At 72.0% G+C, this 17,558-nt stretch carries 16 protein-coding genes; 9 read left to right on the plus strand and 7 right to left on the minus strand.

Annotated elements, in window-relative coordinates; genetic code table 11:
- Positions 1-6: 6 nt before the first annotated feature.
- The 3 genes from ABCR83_RS18735 to ABCR83_RS18745 all read right to left on the minus strand — a co-directional run bounded on the left by ABCR83_RS18735 (position 7) and on the right by ABCR83_RS18745 (position 2,297).
- The gene (locus tag ABCR83_RS18735; RefSeq protein ID WP_462696188.1) at positions 7-669 is read right to left on the minus strand and encodes a hypothetical protein; all 663 of its coding nucleotides are present in this window, start codon (positions 667-669) and stop codon (positions 7-9) included.
- The gene (locus ABCR83_RS18740) at positions 657-1,205 is read right to left on the minus strand and encodes a SigE family RNA polymerase sigma factor (protein WP_462696189.1); all 549 of its coding nucleotides are present in this window, start codon (positions 1,203-1,205) and stop codon (positions 657-659) included. The genes ABCR83_RS18735 and ABCR83_RS18740 overlap by 13 nt, the downstream gene beginning before the upstream one ends.
- Positions 1,206-1,400: 195 nt before the next feature.
- Positions 1,401-2,297: an HhH-GPD family protein gene (locus ABCR83_RS18745; RefSeq protein WP_462696209.1), complete on the minus strand. Its 897-nt coding sequence runs from the start codon at positions 2,295-2,297 to the stop codon at positions 1,401-1,403.
- Positions 2,298-2,742: 445 nt separating this feature from the next.
- Between ABCR83_RS18745 and ABCR83_RS18750 the strand changes: the two genes are divergently transcribed.
- Both ABCR83_RS18750 and ABCR83_RS18755 read left to right on the plus strand, forming a co-directional pair.
- Positions 2,743-3,207, plus strand: a complete 465-nt coding sequence (locus ABCR83_RS18750; protein WP_462696190.1) for a pyridoxamine 5'-phosphate oxidase family protein — start codon at positions 2,743-2,745, stop codon at positions 3,205-3,207.
- Positions 3,208-3,456: 249 nt separating this feature from the next.
- Entirely contained in the window at positions 3,457-4,275 is an 819-nt protein-coding gene (locus tag ABCR83_RS18755; protein WP_462696191.1) for a hypothetical protein, read from the plus strand.
- A gap of 50 nt (positions 4,276-4,325) precedes the next feature.
- On the opposite strand, the gene disA is transcribed toward ABCR83_RS18755, so the two are convergent.
- Together disA and radA are read right to left on the minus strand one after the other, a co-directional pair.
- Positions 4,326-5,450, minus strand: coding sequence for a DNA integrity scanning diadenylate cyclase DisA (gene disA, locus ABCR83_RS18760; RefSeq protein ID WP_462696192.1), 1,125 nt, complete (start codon positions 5,448-5,450; stop codon positions 4,326-4,328).
- A gap of 110 nt (positions 5,451-5,560) precedes the next feature.
- Positions 5,561-6,997 (minus strand): DNA repair protein RadA, encoded by a 1,437-nt coding sequence (gene radA, locus ABCR83_RS18765; RefSeq protein WP_462696193.1) that lies wholly within the window; start codon positions 6,995-6,997, stop codon positions 5,561-5,563.
- 231 nt (positions 6,998-7,228) lie between these two features.
- Between radA and ABCR83_RS18770 the strand changes: the two genes are divergently transcribed.
- On the plus strand, positions 7,229-8,875 hold the full coding sequence (locus tag ABCR83_RS18770) for a BACON domain-containing protein (RefSeq protein WP_462696194.1): 1,647 nt from the start codon (positions 7,229-7,231) through the stop codon (positions 8,873-8,875).
- A gap of 48 nt (positions 8,876-8,923) precedes the next feature.
- On the opposite strand, the gene ABCR83_RS18775 is transcribed toward ABCR83_RS18770, so the two are convergent.
- Entirely contained in the window at positions 8,924-9,736 is an 813-nt protein-coding gene (locus ABCR83_RS18775) for a hypothetical protein (RefSeq protein ID WP_462696195.1), read from the minus strand.
- Between the two features lie 43 nt (positions 9,737-9,779).
- Between ABCR83_RS18775 and ABCR83_RS18780 the strand changes: the two genes are divergently transcribed.
- From ABCR83_RS18780 to ilvD, 4 genes are all read left to right on the plus strand, one after another.
- The gene (locus tag ABCR83_RS18780) at positions 9,780-10,739 is read left to right on the plus strand and encodes a Ppx/GppA phosphatase family protein (protein ID WP_462696196.1); all 960 of its coding nucleotides are present in this window, start codon (positions 9,780-9,782) and stop codon (positions 10,737-10,739) included.
- Positions 10,736-11,560 (plus strand): sugar phosphate isomerase/epimerase family protein, encoded by an 825-nt coding sequence (locus ABCR83_RS18785; protein ID WP_462696197.1) that lies wholly within the window; start codon positions 10,736-10,738, stop codon positions 11,558-11,560. The genes ABCR83_RS18780 and ABCR83_RS18785 overlap by 4 nt, the downstream gene beginning before the upstream one ends.
- Complete coding sequence (locus ABCR83_RS18790) at positions 11,557-12,168, plus strand: TetR/AcrR family transcriptional regulator (RefSeq protein ID WP_462696198.1); 612 nt, start codon at positions 11,557-11,559, stop codon at positions 12,166-12,168. Before ABCR83_RS18785 ends, ABCR83_RS18790 begins: the two co-directional genes overlap by 4 nt.
- Positions 12,169-12,245: 77 nt before the next feature.
- Positions 12,246-14,144, plus strand: a complete 1,899-nt coding sequence (gene ilvD, locus ABCR83_RS18795; RefSeq protein ID WP_462696199.1) for a dihydroxy-acid dehydratase — start codon at positions 12,246-12,248, stop codon at positions 14,142-14,144.
- 8 nt (positions 14,145-14,152) lie between these two features.
- Here ilvD and ABCR83_RS18800 read toward each other — a convergent pair whose 3' ends face one another.
- Positions 14,153-16,291, minus strand: a complete 2,139-nt coding sequence (locus ABCR83_RS18800) for a protein kinase domain-containing protein (protein ID WP_462696200.1) — start codon at positions 16,289-16,291, stop codon at positions 14,153-14,155.
- A 201-nt stretch (positions 16,292-16,492) separates the two neighbouring features.
- Here ABCR83_RS18800 and ABCR83_RS18805 point away from each other — a divergent pair, with 201 nt between their 5' ends.
- The gene (locus ABCR83_RS18805; protein ID WP_462696201.1) at positions 16,493-16,840 is read left to right on the plus strand and encodes an SH3 domain-containing protein; all 348 of its coding nucleotides are present in this window, start codon (positions 16,493-16,495) and stop codon (positions 16,838-16,840) included.
- Between the two features lie 52 nt (positions 16,841-16,892).
- A complete protein-coding gene (locus ABCR83_RS18810; RefSeq protein ID WP_462696202.1) occupies positions 16,893-17,393 on the plus strand; it encodes a hypothetical protein in 501 nt (166 codons plus the stop codon).
- Positions 17,394-17,558: the final 165 nt, after the last annotated feature.

Here is a 17,558-nt window from a genome sequence, read left to right on the forward strand (position 1 = left end):
GCTCTTTCAGCCCTCCGATCCCTGGAGCACGCTCTTGGCGGTGTTCCCGGCCTTGCTGTAGTCGGTGTGGGTACGTCCGGTCTCGCGGAACTGGTCGTCCGTCCAGTGGTACACGACGACGTCCTCGCCCGACGGGTCGGCGACCGGGTCACCGGCTCCGTAGACCTGCGTGATGACCTGCAGATCGCGGCGGTCTATGTCCGCGTACACCGGAGACTGCTCGGAGGTGAACACGTTCACATATCCGTCACCCTTGGCACGGTACACATAGGAACCGAGGCCCATGCCATCACCGCAGGTCAGGATGTTCACCACGATATCGTCGCGGGAGCCGCCGGTCATCCGGCCGTATATGACGTCGACCGGGTACTGGTCCTTCACACAGGGCTTGAGGTTCTTCTTGATCTGGTCGTTGACCCTGGGATCCGACTTGACCAGCTTGACCGCGTCGACCTTCTCATGGGTGGGCGGGGCCGAAGTGGGGGGCTGTTTGCCGGCCTTGGCGCCGGAGCCGCCGGACCGGGTCTGCGCGGGACCCTCCTTGCGGACGCCCTCGCTGCCGGTGCTGCATCCGGCGACCGCAAGACCGACGGCCGCGGCCATCGCCGCGACCGCGCCGCCGGTGATCAGTGCAGGCTTGTGCCTGGTCGCCTTGGTCAGGCCGCGCACCGTTCCGGCCCCCGCTCGTTGCGCTCCAGAGCGTGGAAGTCCAGATCGCGGCTCTCCAGCTCCTGACGCAGCCTGGCCAGCGCGCGGTGCAGCGTGCTCTTGACCGTGCCGGTGGACATGCCGAGCGCCTCCGCGGTCTCCTCGGTGCTCATCTGCTCCCAGTGTCGCAGCACCACGACGCTGCGCTGCTTGGGCGCCAGGACACCGAGGACGTCCATCAGCAGCGCACGGTCGGCGTGCTGCTCCGTGCCGTCCTCGACGCTCGCGTCGGGGAGCTGCTCGGTGGGCACCTCGTCGAGCTTGCGGGCGCGCCACCACTCCGTACGAGTGTTGATCATGACACGGCGGAGGTAGGCGTCGGCCAGGGACTTGTCCGCTATGCCTTCCCAGCGGCCATAGGTGCGGACCAGAGCGGTCTGGAGCAGGTCCTGGGCGTCGATGGGGTCGGGGACCAGCCGGCGGGCACTGCGCAGGAGGGCGTCCTGGCGGTTGCGTACGTACTCTTCAAAGTCCAGAACCTTGCCGCTGCTGGCCATCCTTGCAGCCCTCCATTCCGCTTGCTATTCCCCGTGCCACGCTGGAGTCCTCCAGCACGGAGAGGACGCTACGGAGGAGCTGTTGCAGCGCGATGTGCAGCAGCCCTGCGGCTGGTGCACAGCTGTCCATAGGTTGTGTAACAGCAGGGGGGAAAGAGCGGCTCTGTCCGTTTCGGCGGCCGTTTGGGCCGTGGGTCAGGTGAGCGGCAGCCGGTAGTTTCCGTCGGCCAGCGGCTCGACCAGGCCGTCGGCGACCAGCCCGTCCAGGGCCCGGGCCCGCTGTATGGGCTCGTCCCAGACGGCGTCCAGGGCGGCCCGGGGCACCGGGCGGATGGCCTCCCGCAGCACGGCCAGCAGTTTGCCGCGCACCTGCCGGTCGGTGCCCGCATAGGTCTGGCCGCGGCGGGGCGGTCCGTCATGGGCCGGGGATCCGGCGGCCCGCCAGGCGCAGTGGGCGGCGATCGGGCAGCGGACGCAGTCGGGCGTACGGGCCGTGCACACCAGCGCGCCCAGCTCCATGGTGGCCGCGGCCCAGCGGGCGGCGACTGCCTCGCCCTCCGGCAGCAGGGCGCGGGCGAGGCGGCGTTCGGCGGCGCTGGCGGCGTTCGGCGGGTACTGGACGCCGGTCACGGCGCGGGCGAAGACCCGGCGGACATTGGTGTCGAGGACCGGGTGCCGCTGCCCGTACGCGAAGGAGGCCACGGCCGCGGCCGTGTACTCCCCGATGCCCGGCAGGGCGAGCAGCTTGGCGTGCTCGCGCGGTACGTCGCCGCCGTGCCGCTCGTTGATCGCCGAGGCGGCGGCGTGCAGCCGCAGCGCGCGGCGCGGGTAGCCGAGCCGCCCCCAGGCGCGCACGGCCTCGCCCGGTGGCTCGGCGGCCAGGTCCGCGGGGCGCGGCCAGCGCGCGAGCCACTGCTCATAGACCGGCAGGACCCGGCCGACCGGGGTCTGCTGGAGCATGAACTCGCTGACCAGCACACCCCAGGGCCCGGCCGCCGGGCGGCGCCAGGGCAGATCGCGGGCGTGCTCGTCGAACCAGTCGATGACGGGGGAGTGCAGGGCGGCGGGCGGCTGGGGCACCGTGGGCGTCATAGTCATGGCCCGTCCGATCCTGGCATGCCGGTGCGCCGGAGAAGAAACGCGCCGGGCCTCGGGGCCGGGTTTTCGGGGGTGCGGGTCCGGCTGCCACGTTCGGGTGAGGGAATCGTCAACGGGCGCTTGCCGGAGTCCGGTTCGGAGATCATGCCGCGCATGGAAACCGGCCGTGAAGCTCCGCCCCTGGTTCGCTGCCGGGTGTGTGCGAATCCGCTGTGGTGGGACATGACGCCCTTACCGGGACTGGTGCCGGGGTGGTACTGCTCCACCTGCCGCCACCCGCCGGAGCGTCACCGCAATGCGGCGGCCGCGGCGCCGGTCTGCCCGGAGGGGTGTGCGAGCTCGGTCATGGAGCTCGGGACCGGGGGAGCCCGCAAGTTCATCTGCCACCGGAGTTGACCGCGGTTGACCGGCGGCCGGACCGGCCGCCGAAAATGGACTCATGGACGACACCCGGCCCGGGCCCGAGATCCGGGCGGCCCTCGACGCGCACACCACCCTGACCCTGGCCTATGCCGACGAGGACGGCCCCCAGGCCTGTGCCGTGCTCTATGCCGTCGCCGAGGGACCCGTCCTGGTCTTCGTCACCTCGGTCACCACCCGGCACGGCCGCGCCCTCCTCGGTGATCCGCGGGTGGCCTTCACCGCACAGCGCGACGGCCAGGAGTGGACCGCCCTGACGGGCCTTCAGGGCCGGGGGGTCTGCCGCCCGCTGGAGGGAGCGCGGCGCGCGGCGGCCTGGGGGGCCTATGGTGCGCGCTTTCCGTATGTGGAACGGTCCGACCGGCTCCGGCGGGCGATGGAGCGCGCCGAACTGTGGGAGTTGCGGCCCGACTGGCTGCGTCTGGTCGACAACGGCCGGGGTTTCGGCCACCGGACGGAGTGGCGGCGCGGCCCGTCCCGGTGAGGGGTCATGGTCCGTCAACGGGAGCCTCCCACCGGTGATATGGCGACGGCCGGTGCGGGACGCCCCATGGGGCCCCCGGTGTTGGAGAGAGAGGGTTTTTGGCCGAAAAGCATCGCCTGGCGGTGAAGGGTCTCGACTGCGATCGGGACGGGTGTGACGGGCGAGGCTCCGGGCAGATGATGAGAAAAGTAGGCACTCCTACGGCGGGTACGGGGTGGAGCCCGGCCGGTTCTCTCGTAGAGTCTTCGCGTGGGATCTCTGCGCAATCCGATCGGGCCCCTTCCCTCCTCCATCTACTGGCGGCGGAGGGGAGTTGTGCTTGCCCTGGTCGGCCTTCTCGTGGTGCTGGTGGTGTGGCTGCTCACCCTCGGTGGTGGTGGCGACTCCAAGAACTCCAAGGACGACGGCGCCAAAGGCAAGGGGCCGGCGGACACCACCATCACCCCCGGCCCGACGCCCTCGGGGCCGCACAGCAGCCAACGGCCGGGCGGGCGTGACGATTCGGGCAGCGGCTCCGGCGGTGGCGGCGGTGGTGGCGACCGGAACGGCGGAGGCTCCGGCTCCGCCGGCGGTACGGGCGGTGGCTCCGGTGATTCCGGCGGGAGCGCGGCGGCCGGAGTGCTGGGCGTGGGCAACGGCAAGGTCGTACCTGCCCGGTCGACGGTGCCCGACTGCGCCCCGGGAGCGGTGCATCTGACGGTGCGCAGCGTGAAGGATTCCTATGGACCCGGCGAGAAGCCGAAGTTCGAGATCGTGGTGAAGAACTCCGGTGGCAATTCCTGCAAGGTGAACCTGGGATCCCCGGCCGCCGTACTCAAGATCACGGACCGGTCGGGTGAGCGGCCCGTATGGGCGTCCGACGACTGCCCGCGCGGCACAGGCGCCGTGCTGGTGGAGGTGCCGGGCTCGGGCGAGACCAAGCGCACCCTGGAGTGGGACCGCAAGCGGAGCGCTCCGCAGTGCGGGACGCCGTCCGCCAACCCGGCGGTGGAGCCGGGCACCTACCGGGTCGAGGTGCGGCTCGCGGGGGTCGCGGACCGGGTGGAGTTCGTGCTCAACAAGGACTGAGCCGGACCGGGAACGGGCCGAGGCGGAGCCCTGCCCCCGGAAGCACCCTCCTAGACATACCTCTCGAGGATCGAGGACTCGGCGAGCCGCGACAGCCCCTCGCGCACCGACCGGGCCCGGGCCTCCCCGACGCCATCGACGGTCTGCAGATCGTCGACGCTGGCGGCCAGCAGCTTCTGCAGCCCGCCGAAGTGGTCCACCAGCCGCTCGATGATGGCCCCGGGCAGCCGCGGGACCTTGGCCAACAGCCGGTAGCCGCGCGGGGAGACCGCCGAGTCCAGGGTCTCCGGGGAGCCGCTGTAGCCCAGCGCCCGTGCCACGATGGGCAGTTCGAGCAGCTCCGCATGGGAGAGCGAATCCAGTTCGGACAGGGCCTCGGAGACCGTGCGCGTGCGCTTGGCGGTCGGCTCGGGGACGTAGTCCCGGACGACCAGCTCGCGCTCCGGCTCCACACCGGCGATCAACTCGTCCAACTGGAGGGAGAGGAGACGGCCGTCGGTGCCCAGCTCGACCACATACTCCACGATCTCCGCGGCGATGCGGCGGACCAGCTCCAGGCGCTGGGAGACCGCCGTCACATCGCGGACGGTCACCAGATCCTCGATCTCCAGGGCGGAGAGCGTGCCGGCCACCTCGTCGAGGCGGAGCTTGTAGCGCTCCAGGGTGGCCAGCGCCTGGTTGGCGCGGGAGAGGATCGCCCCGGACTCCTCCAGCACCCGGCGCTCCCCGCCCACATACAGCGCGATCAGCCGCATCGACTGGCTCACCGAGACGACCGGGAAACCGGACTGGATGGAGACCCGCTGTGCGGTGCGGTGCCGGGTGCCGGTCTCCTCGGTGGGGATGGAGGCGTCGGGATAGAGCTGGACGCCCGCCCGCACGATCTTGGAGATGTCCTTGTCGATGATCAGCGCCCCGTCGAGCTTGCACAGCTCGCGCAGCCGGGTCGCGGTGAACTCGACGTCGAGGACGAAACCGCCGGTGCACATCGAATCGACGGTCTTGTCCATGCCGAGGACGATGAGTCCGCCGGTGTTGCCGCGAAGGACGCGCTCAAGGCCGTCGCGCAAGGCCGTGCCGGGCGCGACGGCGCTCAGCGAGGCGCGCATCAGACCGTCGGAACCGGAGCCGCCCCCGGCCCTTCCGGGGCCCGATGCCCGGTCGTTGGCTGCCACTGCACTCCTCCGGTCGCATGGTCAACGGTGGCCGCGGGCCGCTCTGCGCGCTCAAGCCGGTCGCGTGCGTGCGGGCCGGACCAGGGGAAAGTCTACTGGCGTCGGGCCGGTTAAAGAGGGGCGTCCTCCGGCCGAGCCCGTGCGGCGGCCGTCGGCCGCTCCTCCCGGCGCACCTTCCTGGGCAGCACCCGCAGGGCCTCGCCTATGTCGGCGACCTCCAGCACCCGCATGCCATGGGGCACCTTGCCCGGATCGCCCGGCACCAGCGCATGGGTGAAGCCCAGCCGGTGCGCCTCGGAAAGCCTGCGCTGCACACCGGTGACCCGCCGGACCTCGCCCGCCAGGCCCACCTCGCCGATGGCCACCAGGTTCTTCGGCAGCGGGGTGTCGCTGGCCGCGCTGGCCAGGGCCAGGGCCACGGCCAGATCGGCGGCCGGCTCGGAGAGCTTCACCCCGCCGACGGTGGCGCTGTAGATGTCGCGCTTGCCGAGCGCGCTGATGCGGCCGCGCTGTTCGAGGACGGCCAGCATCATCGACACCCGTGAGGTCTCCAGGCCGGAGGTGGTGCGGCGGGGGGAGGGGATCTGCGAGTCGACCGTCAGCGCCTGCACCTCGGCCACCAGCGGACGGCGGCCCTCCAGAGTGACCGTCAGGCAGGTGCCGGGCACCGGCTCGTCCCGCCGGGTCAGAAAGAGCCCGCTGGGATCGGCCAGACCGGTGATGCCCTCGTCGTGCAGTTCAAAACAGCCGACCTCGTCCGTCGCCCCGTAGCGGTTCTTCACGCCGCGGACCAGGCGCAGCCGGGCGTGCCGGTCGCCCTCGAAGTGCAGGACGACATCGACCAGGTGCTCCAGCAGCCGGGGGCCCGCGATCGCGCCGTCCTTGGTGACATGGCCGACGAGCAGGGTTGACATCCCGCGCTCCTTGGAGACGCGGATCAGGGCGCTGGCGACCTCGCGCACCTGGGCCATCCCGCCGGGCGCCCCGTCGATCTCGGGGGAGGCGACCGTCTGCACCGAGTCGAGGACCAGCAGCGACGGCTTCACCGAGTCCAAGTGGCCGAGGACGGCGGAGAGGTCCGTCTCGGCGGCCAGGTAGAGGTGGTCGGAGAGGGCGCCGATGCGGTCGGCGCGCAGCCGCACCTGACTTGCCGACTCCTCGCCCGTGACATAGAGCGTGCGGTGCTGTTCGGAGGCCGCCTTGGCGGCCACATCCAGCAGCAGGGTGGATTTGCCGACGCCCGGCTCGCCCGCGAGCAGCACCACCGCGCCGGGCACCAGCCCGCCACCCAGCACCCGGTCCAGCTCGCTGACGCCGGTGCCGCGCGCCGCGGCCTGGCGGCCGTCCACCTGCGCGATGGGCAGCGCGGCGGACGTCACCCGGCCGGGCGCGGTGGTGCGCAGGGCGGGCGCACCGGACTCCTCGACCGTGCCCCACGCCTGGCACTCCGGGCAGCGGCCGAGCCACTTGGCGGTGGTCCAGCCACACTCGGTGCAGCGGTAGGAGGGCCGGTCCTTGGCGGACGAGCGGGAGGTACGGGCAGCCATGCGAGCCACCGTAGCGGTGGGCACCGACAGCGGGCCCGGGGGGCAGGGACCGCGCAGGGCAGCGTGCGTGGGGCGTACTCCGCCGCCGCGTCACGCCAGCGTGCGCCACCCCAGGCGCTCAGCACGGAATGTACGGTTCCTATCCCCTTTTGAGGGAGAAGCTCACCCGAATGGGTTAAACCTGGGTGAGCATCGCTAACGAGGCAGCACCGTCGCCCTACCGTCGCCGGGATGATGACGAGCAGGCCCGAGCAGCCCACGCAGGCCACCGGCGCGCACCGCCGTGCACCGCGCGCCGCCCAGAACCCGGTCGTCACGGCCCACGAGACCCTCGCCCAACAGCCGCCCCTGCGGTACCAGCCGCACCTGGACGGCCTGTTCACCTACTGCCTGTCCGTCCTGTGCGACCACGACGCGGCCACCGCCGCCCTCGGCGAGGTCCTCGCCCTCGCCGAGCGCCGCGCCGACCGGACCCCGGCCGAGGAACTGCTCCGCCCCTGGCTGTACGCCCTGGCCCGCTGGGAGTGCCTGCGCCGACTGGCCGAGCCCGCCGCCACACCCGCCGCCCCCGCCGAATTCACGGACCCCCGGCAGCACGCCGAACTCGCCCGCCTCGCCTGGCCGGAGGCCGCCGGCACCAGCGCCGAACAGCGCGAAGCCCTCGAACTCGCGGTACGCCACGGCCTCGCCCCGCACGAGGTCGCCGCCGTCATGCGCCTGGAACCCGACACCGCGCGCGCCCTGCTGTCCAGCGCCGCCTGCGAGGTCGAGCGCACCCGCACCGCCCTGGCCGTCGTCGAATCGGGCCGCTGCCCGGTCGTCGCCCGCTTCGTCGGCGACACCCCGGAGCACGCCGACAGCGCGATCCTGCTCGGCGCCACGCTCCGCCGCGAACTCGTCCGGCACGTCGACGACTGCGCCGACTGCCGCCGCACCGCCGAACGCACCACCGCCGGCGAATCCTGGCCGGGCACCTCCGCCTCCACCGCCGTGCTCCCCGTCATCGCGGCCCCCGAGGCCGCGGCGCACGCCGCCATGCTGGGCGCCCTCACCCCCCGCGCCCCCCGCCGCCGCACCACCGCCCGCCAGGCCCCGCGCTACGACCGCAGCGGCTTCCCGCTGCCCCCCAAGGACCGCGCAGCCGGCCGAGGCCGGCTGCGCAGCCGAGCCGTGACCACCACCGTCGTCGCCACCGTCGTCGCCGCACCCGTCCTGGCCCTGTGGGCCGCCTACCGGGGCACCCCGCTCGGCGAAGGAGAGGAGACCGCGTCCGTCTCCACCGGCGACACCACCGGAAACACCAGACGGGGCACCGCCCGCGCACCCTTCGAGGAACCCACCGGCCGGGCCGCCGCCGCACCCGGCTCCCAGCCCGCAATGGGCCGCCGCCTCTCCGGCGTCTCCGGCGCATCGGGCCTCACCGGCGGCACCGGCCCCGACATCAGCCGCCTGACCGAGCCCGACGCCGGCCGGCCGCCCGCACCCGGCAACGACCTCCTCAACCCCGGCCCCCCGGGCCCCTGGCCCGGCCCCGGACGGCTGACCGTCGAGGCACAGCCCAGCGGACCCGACACCCTGATCACGCTCACCGCCAGCGGCGGAGAGGAGGTGCACTGGTCGGCCACCCCCGACGCACCCTGGCTGCGGCCGAGCCGCTCGGGCGGGGTGCTGCGCCCCGGCGAGACGGTCACCATCACGGTCTCCGTCATCCCCGGGCGGGAACCGGTCGGCGCCTGGACCGCCCGGGTCACCGTCGGCCCCGGCGGCTCCGTGGTGCCGGTGGAGGGCCACGGCAAGGCACCGGAACCCATCCCGCCGCGCACCCCGCCGCCCGCCACCACGACGGCCCCCACCCCCACCCCGGCGAAGGCCAGGTGAGGGCGGGGGCCGAACGTCAAAAGCACCCCTGATACCGCTGATACCGCGTCAGCGCGGGTCGGCCGGGTGCGGGGCGAGCGGCAGCAGCGAGGCCATCCGCTGTTCGCACAGCTCGACCAGGCGCGCGTACCCCTCCTTGCCCATCAGCTCCAGCAGCTCGGCCCGGTAGGTCACATACACCGGGTCACCCGCGCCATGCGCCGACCTCGCCGAGGTGCACCACCAGTGCAGGTCATGACCGCCGGGACCCCAGCCACGACGGTCGTACTCACCGATGCTGACCTGCAGCACCTGGGTGTCGTCCGGCCGGTCCAGCCACTCGTACGTCCGCCGCACCGGCAGCTGCCAGCACACATCCGGCTTGGTCTCCAACGGCTCCCGGCCCTCCTTGAGCGCCAGGATGTGCAGCGAGCACCCGGCACCGCCCGCGAAGCCCGGCCGGTTCTGGAAGATGCACGAACCCTCCCGGCGCCGCGTCTGCCGCTCACCGTCGTCGTCCAGCTGCGTCCACCCCGAGGCCGTGCCCTCCTGGTGGAACTGCCAGATGTCCGGCGTCAGCCGGGCCACATGGCCCGCGACCCGCTTCTCGTCGTCCTCGTCGGAGAAGTGCGCGCCCAGCGTGCAGCAGCCGTCATCGGCCCGCCCCGCCCTGATGCCCTGGCAGCCGCTGCCGAAGACACAGCTCCAGCGCGAGGTCAGCCAGGTCAGGTCGCAGCGGAAGACCTGCTCGTCGTCGGCAGGATCGGGAAACTCGACCCAAGCCCGCGGAAAGTCCAGCCCCACCTCATCGGAGGACTCGCTCTTCTGCACCTTCGCGACGCCTGGAGCCTTGCCGGGTTTCGCCTTCTTCGTCTTTGCCACACCTCAAGCCTAAGTGTCCCGTGCGCCCCAGTAGCGTGCCCCCATGAGACTCGGTGTCCTCGACGTGGGTTCGAATACCGTCCATCTGCTGGTGGTGGACGCACATCCCGGAGCCCGCCCCCTGCCCGCCCACTCCCACAAGACCGAACTGCGCCTCGCCGAACTGCTCGACGACTCCGGCGCCATCGGCGACCACGGCGTCGACCGGCTGGTCGCGGTCATCAGAGAGGCGCTCCAGGCCGCCGAGGACAAGGGCGTCGAGGATGTGCTCCCGTTCGCCACCTCCGCCGTCCGCGAGGCCGCCAACGCCGACGCCGTGCTCTCCCGCGTCCGCGAGGAGACCAATGTCACCCTCACCGTGCTCAGCGGGGAGGAGGAGGCCCGGCTCACCTTCCTCGCCGTCCGCCGCTGGTTCGGCTGGTCCGCCGGAAAGCTCCTGGTCCTGGACATCGGCGGCGGCTCGCTGGAAATCGCCTACGGGCTGGACGAGGATCCCGACGCGGTGGCCTCCCTGCCGCTCGGCGCCGGCCGCCTGACCGCCAACCGGCTGCCCGCCGAGGTACCGGACCCCGCCGATGTGCGGGCACTGCGCCGCCATGTACGCGCCGAGATCGCCCGTACCGTGGGCCACTTCGCCCGGCTCGGCGCCCCCGACCACGCCGTCGCCACCTCCAAGACCTTCAAACAGCTGGCCCGCATTGCCGGAGCCGCCCCCACCACCCAGGGCCTCTACGCCCAGCGCACCCTGACCCGCGAAGCGCTGGAACAGTGGGTGCCCAGGCTCGCCGCGATGACCCCGGAACAGCGCGCCGCGCTGCCCGGAGTGTCCGAGGGACGGGCGCCGCAACTGCTGGCAGGCGCCCTGGTGGCGGAGGCCGCGATGGACCTCTTCGGGGTGACCGAGGTCGAGCTCTGCCCCTGGGCGCTGCGCGAGGGCGTCATCCTGCGTCGCCTGGACCACCTGCCCGCCGTGGGAGACCCGGTCGTACGCTGTCCCTCGTGACAGAGCCAGTGGTGCGCATCCCGGACGCGAAGGTCGCGCTGTCCACGGCCTCGGTCTACCCGGAATCGACGGCGACGGCCTTCGAGATCGCCGCACGCCTGGGCTACGACGGTGTCGAGGTCATGGTGTGGACCGACCCGGTCAGCCAGGACATCGACGCCCTGCGCAGGCTGTCCGACCACCACCGGGTACCGATCCTGGCCGTCCACGCACCCTGTCTGCTGATCACCCAGCGGGTCTGGTCGACCGACCCCTGGGTCAAGCTCCGGCGGGCCCGCGCGGCCGCCGAGCGGCTCGGCGCGAGCACCGTGGTCGTCCACCCGCCCTTTCGCTGGCAGCGGTCCTACGCCCGGGACTTCGTCCGCGGGATCTGGCGGATGGCCGACGAGACGGATGTGCGCTTCGCGGTCGAGAACATGTACCCCTGGCGCTACCGCGACCGCGAGCTGCTCGCCTATGCACCCGACTGGGACGTCACCAAGGACGACTACCGCCACTTCACCATCGACCTCTCGCACACGGCGACGGCCCGCACCGAGGCCCTGCACATGATCGACCGCATGGGCGACCGGCTCGCCCATGTCCACCTCGCCGACGGCAACGGCTCCGCCAAGGACGAGCACCTGGTGCCCGGCCGCGGCAAGCAGCCCTGCGCCGAACTGCTGGAACGCCTGGCGACCAGCGGCTTCGACGGCCATATCGTGGTCGAGGTCAACACCCGCCGGGCCATGTCGGCCGCCGAGCGGGAGGCCGACCTGGCCGAGGCACTGGCCTTCACCCGGCTGCACCTCGCCTCGCCGACGGGCGTGGTCCGGCCATGACCGCCGGGCAGCCCCCCAGACGGCGCGGCCGGCCACCCCGCACCGACGCGGGCCCCGGCGCCCGCGAGCGGATCGCCGCCGCCGCCCGTACCGAGTTCGCCGAGCACGGCTACGACAAGGCCTCCATCCGCGGCATCGCCCGGGGCGCGGGCGTCGACCCGGCCCTGGTGCACCACTACTTCGGGCCCAAGGAGCGGCTGTTCGCGGCCGCCATCGAGGCCGCCCTCACCCCCATGCGGGGCTTCCCCGAGGCCGTCCTGGCGGCCGGCCGGGAGGAGATGGGGGAGCGGCTGACGCGCTTCATCCTCGGCGGGTGGGAGAACCCGGACACCCGCGGCCCGCTGCTGGCGGTCGTCCGCTCGGCCGTCGCCAACGAGACCGCGGCCGCGGTCTTCCGCGACCTGGTCAGCGCCGAGCTGATGCTCCGCCTCGCGGGCGGCCTGGACATCCCGGACGCCCGGCTGCGCTCCGAACTGGCGGCGGCGCACCTGGTGGGCGTCGCCCTGCTGCGCCACGTGATCAAGGTCGAACCCCTGGCCTCGGCCGACTTCGAGCAGGTCATTGCCATGACGGCCCCGGCGGTCCAGCGTCACCTGACGGCCGGATAGCCGCCGACGGCCAGCAGCCGTCTCAAATCCCGGAAACCCCTGTCCGCCCCCCGGACCGGCGCGTTAGCCTGAAACGCATGCCGATGCTGAGATCCCGCACAGTCACCCACGGCCGCAACATGGCAGGCGCCCGCGCCCTCCTCCGTGCCGCGGGCGTAGCCCGCGAGGACTTCGGCAAACCGATCATTGCGGTGGCGAACAGCTTCACCGAGTTCGTCCCTGGTCACACCCACCTCCAGCCCGTCGGCCGCATCGTCTCCCAGGCCATCAAGGAGGCCGGCGGCATCCCGCGCGAGTTCAACACCATCGCGGTGGACGACGGCATCGCCATGGGCCATGGCGGCATGCTCTACTCCCTCCCCTCCCGCGACCTGATCGCCGACTCGGTCGAGTACATGACCGAGGCGCACTGTGCCGACGCGCTGATCTGCATCTCCAACTGCGACAAGATCACCCCCGGCATGCTGATGGCGGCCCTCCGCCTGAACATCCCCACCGTCTTCGTCTCCGGCGGCCCCATGGAGGCCGGCAAGACCACCCTGGTCGACGGCACGGTCCGGACCAACCTCGACCTGATCAGCGCCATGTCCGAGGCCGTCTCCGAGACGACCTCCGACGAGGATCTCGCCCGGATCGAGGAAGCCGCCTGTCCCACCTGTGGCTCCTGCTCCGGCATGTTCACGGCCAACTCCATGAACTGCCTGGTCGAGGCGCTCGGTCTGGCCCTGCCCGGCAACGGCTCCACGCTGGCCACCCACACCGCCCGCAAGGACCTCTACGAGGCCGCCGGCCGCACCGTCGTCGAGATCACCAGGCGTCACTACGAGCAGGACGACGAGACCGTCCTCCCCCGCGCCATCGCCTCCCGCCTCGCGTTCGAAAACGCCATGGCCCTCGATGTCGCCATGGGCGGATCCACCAACACCGTCCTCCATCTGCTGGCGGCGGCCCAGGAGGCAGGGCTGGACTTCGACCTGTCGCACATCGACGCCGTCTCGCGCCGCGTCCCCTGTGTGTGCAAGGTCGCACCGAACGGCTCGTACCACATGGAGGACGTGCACCGGGCCGGCGGCATCCCCGCCATCCTCGGCGAGCTGTACCGGGCCGGGCACCTCCATGAGGAGGTGCACAGCGTGCACGCCGACTCGCTGGCGGAGTGGCTCAATAAATGGGACATTCGCGGCGGAGCCGCGTCCTTGAGGGGTGGTGGTCGGGCGACGGGTGGGCGGGATGTGCGTGGTGGTTCGCCCGCTCCCGAGGCCGTGGAGCTGTTCCACGCCGCCCCCGGCTGCGTCCGTTCGGCGACCGCCTTCTCGCAGTCCGAGCGCTGGGAGTCGCTCGACCTGGACGTCGCCGGCGGCTGCATCCGCGACACCGCGCACGCCTACTCCGCCGACGGCGGCCTGGCCGTCCTCCACGGCAACCTGGCGGTCGACGGCTGTGTGGTGAAGACGGCGGGGGTGGACGAGTCGATCTGGACCTTCGAGGGCCCGGCGGTGGTCGTCGAGTCCCAGGAGGAGGCCGTGGAGGCGATCCTCGCCAAGCGGGTCAAGGAGGGCGATGTGGTCGTCGTCCGCTATGAGGGACCCAAGGGCGGGCCCGGCATGCAGGAGATGCTCTACCCCACCTCGTTCCTGAAGGGCCGCGGCCTCGGCGCCAAGTGTGCCCTGATCACCGACGGCCGCTTCTCCGGCGGCACTTCGGGCCTGAGCATTGGCCACGCCTCGCCCGAGGCGGCCTCCGGCGGCACCATCGCGCTCGTCGAGGACGGCGACCGGATCCGCATCGACATCCCGGCCCGCTCCGTCGAACTCCTCGTCGGGGACGACGAACTGGCCGCCCGCCGCGCGGCGTTGAACGGCATGTACGCCCCGAAGAACCGCCAACGCAAGGTGTCCCAGGCGCTGCGGGCCTATGCCGCGATGGCCACCAGCGCGGACAAGGGCGCGGTGCGGGACATCGGCAAACTGCTGTAACGGGCGGCCTACCGCCACTCGTCCGGTTCGGCGGCGTCCACCGCGAACACCGTGCCGTCCGGCGCCGACCCGAAGACCTTCCCGTCCGCCGCCACCGGCGCCGGCAGCACCCCCGGAAAGCCTCGTCCGGCCTCGGCCGGACGAGGCGAGGTCTGCCCGAGCAGGGTGCCCCGGGCCGAGTCCACGGCCAGCAGCCGACCGTCCGCAGCCGAGAAGTACAGCCGCCCCTCGTCGGCCACCAGCGGCGAGGCATTCGCCACGGACGTTTCCAGCCGCCACAGTTGACGCCCATGCCCGCCGGTGTCCACCGCCGTCAGCCCGCCGTCCGCCGACAGCACATAGACCACATCGTCGCGCGCCACGGTGCTGGTGGCGTTCACCGGCCGGTCCAGCGGCACCCGGGTCTCCCGCCCGGCGGCCGGGTCATAGCGCACCACGGTGGACACCCGCTGGTCGGCGTCGGTCGCGGTGAGCAGGAGGACACCGTCCTCGTCGGCCCCGGCAGTGGTCAGATTGCCGCTCGCCGTCCACTGCCACAGTGTGGTACCGCGTACCGGATCGACGGCGATGACATGGGTGCTGCGACCGTCGGGGGCCAGGCTGGTGGCATAGACGGGACCGCCGCGATAGGAGGTGAACACGGGGCTGTGGTGACCGGGCAGTGTGTGGTGCCAACGCTCCTTGTTCGTATGGCTGTCGAGCGCGGTGACCGTACCGTCCGAGGCGACCAGCAGCACCGTGTCGCTCGCGTGGTATATCCGCCCGATGTGCGCCGACACATCACGGCTCCAACGCTGTTCGCCCGTTGCCGGATCGAAGGCCGAAAGCTGCCGGCCGTTCGGCGACAGCGCCAGGACCAGGCCGCCGCTGACCACGGGCGCGGGCGGTGGGTCAGCACCGGCGCCGCCGCCCCCGGCCGTCCGCCGCCAGGTCACCTTGCCGCTCAATGGGTCGATGCGGGCCGCGTGCAGACCGGACGCGGAGCAGTAGAGCGCCGACTTCGCATAGGTGCAGAAGCCGGGGTGGGCGACGGCCGGACCACCGGGGTGCTCCAGCAGGGGCGCCCGCCAGGGCTGCCAGGCGACCGCGGCGCCGGTGGGCCGCGACTCCAACGCTCCGGCCTGCCCGCTCGACTCGCTCATCACCCACTTCGCACCCGCACCCATCGCCACTGCGGTCACCCCCGCAGTGACCAGCCAGAGGACCCGCTTGCGGCGGCCGGTGCCGGGTCCGGCCCGCCCGGCCACCTCGCGCGCATGGGTGACCGGGGTGTCCACCCGGGGCGGCTCGGGCGTCGGCTCGCTCCGGGCCAGGGGTACATGCGCCAGCCGGGGCAGTCCCGCCATGATCGCGTCGGGGGTCGGACGGTCGGCGGGTTCCTTCGCCAGACAGGAGCGGATCAGCGGCATCAGATCCTCGGGCACACCCGTCAGATCCGGCTCGTCGTGGACCACCTGATACGCCACGATGTACGGGCTCTCCGACTCGAACGGCCCCCGCCCCGTCGACGCATGGACCAGCAACGACGCCAGCGCGAACACATCCGCCGCCGGACCGACCTGGCGCGGCCGCTGGAACTGCTCGGGCGCCATGAAGGGCGGGGTGCCGACCAGCTTCCCGGTCTCGGTCCGCAACTCGCTGTCATAAGGCCGGGAGATCCCGAAGTCGATGACCTTGGGACCGTCCTCGGCGAGCAGCACATTGCTCGGCTTGAGATCGCGGTGCACGACCCCCGCCCGATGGATGTCCCGCAGCGCCTCCGCCAGACCGGCCGCCAGCCGCCGCACCTCATCCGGGGCCAGCGGACCGTTCCGCTTGATGCGCTCGGCCAGCGTGGGGCCGGAGATGCAGAGGGTGGCCATCCAGGGCCGGTCGCAGTCCGGATCGGCGTCCACCACCGGTGCGGTGAAGGCACCGCTCACCCGCCGGGCGGCCGTCACCTCCTGCCGGAACCGCGCCCTGAACTCGGGGTCCGCCGCATACTCGGCGTGCACTACTTTGACCGCCAGCCGAAGCCCCGAGGGAGAACGGGCCAGGTGCACCACTCCCATGCCACCGGAGCCGAGACGGCCTTCCAGGAGGTACCGACCCGCGTACTCCGGATCCTCCGCTTCCGGGCCCGTCCCGGTATTGCGCAGCGGCGGCATTCCCCACCCCCGTTGTCGTCTCGGCCGCATCCGGCCGCGTGCGGAGCCTAATCGATGGGCGGCGGGATGCCCGGGAGGACGTGCCGGGCCTTGCTAGCCTGCGCATGTCACTTCACCTTCAACATCCGTCACTTGACGGGCAATCAGTAAAATTCGTACAGCGACATTCACGCAGCAACATCCACAACAGGGGAGGGTCGTATGACCAACGAAGCGAGCACCGAGTCCGACGAGCAGGCTGGGACTCCGGAGGCTCTCGAGTCTCTTGAGCCCAACGAGTCCCTCCAAGCGGCCGCCGACACCGTCTACTACCCGCTCGCCCCCGGCTACCAGGTCAACGTACGCAGCGGCCCCAGCACCGGCCACCAGATCGTCAGGGTCCTCTCCCAGAACACCCGGGTGCCCATCCGCTGCCAGATGCGCGGCGAAACGGTCTCCGGCCCCTGCGGCACCACCGACATCTGGGACAACATCGCTCCCGGTCAGTACGTTTCCGACTCCTATGTGAAGACGGGCAGCAGCGGCTTTGTGACGATCCCCTGCGCATAACCGTGCTCAGCGGGCGTCCGGGTGTCCGGCGGCCGCTGGTCATAATCGGCACATGAGCGATCAGCGCGAGACCCCGGGCCCACGGCCGGAGCCCATTCGGTTCTTCGGCACGACCTGGGTCGACCACGACGATGGCTATGCACTGCGCCGCGTCGGTGTCGCCGTGGGCGCACTGGCCGCCGCAGTGGCCGGTGCGCTTGTGCTGCGCTTCGCCTACCAGGGGCTGGCCATCGCCAAGGTCGGCAATCTGGTCAACGCGATGGTCGTGGTGGCGGTGGCGGTGTGCACCGCCCTGGCCTTCCGCCGCACCTGGGAGGGCTTCGTCCGCCGACGCCCCGCACCGGCCGACCCGGGAGCGGAGCGGTCGATGCAGAGCCTGCTGTTGATCGGCTTCGTCGGCGTACTGCTCGCCTACTTCCTGCGCACCCTGCGGGAAGCCCCCGGCGAGCAGCTGCACCGCAAGGAGTACGAGGACGAACTCGCCCGCCACGAGCGCCGCCGCACGACCCGCACGGGCAACCCGTCGGTCCGACGGAAGCGCAGGGGCCACTAGGCAGGAGGGGTGGTCGGAGCACCCCCAAGTCTCGTGTAGAGTTCTCCGAGCTGCCGCGGCGTCCGTGAGGACGGCGGAGCAGCGCTTCACGCCATATCGGCGGGATCCATTACTGCACGGCCCTTGAACGGGATTGATTTCGGCATGCCGGAATTTGGTTCCGGG

The sequence above is a fragment of the Streptomyces xingningensis genome, assembly GCF_054957865.1.

Coding starts and splice junctions, on each gene's coding strand:
- ABCR83_RS18740 (WP_462696189.1), bottom strand. CDS start 1,205: ATGGCCAGCAGCGGCAAGGTTCTGGACTTTGAAGAGTACGTACGCAAC.
- ABCR83_RS18745 (WP_462696209.1), bottom strand. CDS start 2,297: ATGACGCCCACGGTGCCCCAGCCGCCCGCCGCCCTGCACTCCCCCGTC.
- ABCR83_RS18750 (WP_462696190.1), top strand. CDS start 2,743: ATGGACGACACCCGGCCCGGGCCCGAGATCCGGGCGGCCCTCGACGCG.
- radA (WP_462696193.1), bottom strand. CDS start 6,997: ATGGCTGCCCGTACCTCCCGCTCGTCCGCCAAGGACCGGCCCTCCTAC.
- ABCR83_RS18770 (WP_462696194.1), top strand. CDS start 7,229: ATGATGACGAGCAGGCCCGAGCAGCCCACGCAGGCCACCGGCGCGCAC.
- ABCR83_RS18780 (WP_462696196.1), top strand. CDS start 9,780: ATGAGACTCGGTGTCCTCGACGTGGGTTCGAATACCGTCCATCTGCTG.
- ABCR83_RS18790 (WP_462696198.1), top strand. CDS start 11,557: ATGACCGCCGGGCAGCCCCCCAGACGGCGCGGCCGGCCACCCCGCACC.
- ilvD (WP_462696199.1), top strand. CDS start 12,246: ATGCCGATGCTGAGATCCCGCACAGTCACCCACGGCCGCAACATGGCA.
- ABCR83_RS18800 (WP_462696200.1), bottom strand. CDS start 16,291: ATGCCGCCGCTGCGCAATACCGGGACGGGCCCGGAAGCGGAGGATCCG.
- ABCR83_RS18805 (WP_462696201.1), top strand. CDS start 16,493: ATGACCAACGAAGCGAGCACCGAGTCCGACGAGCAGGCTGGGACTCCG.
- ABCR83_RS18810 (WP_462696202.1), top strand. CDS start 16,893: ATGAGCGATCAGCGCGAGACCCCGGGCCCACGGCCGGAGCCCATTCGG.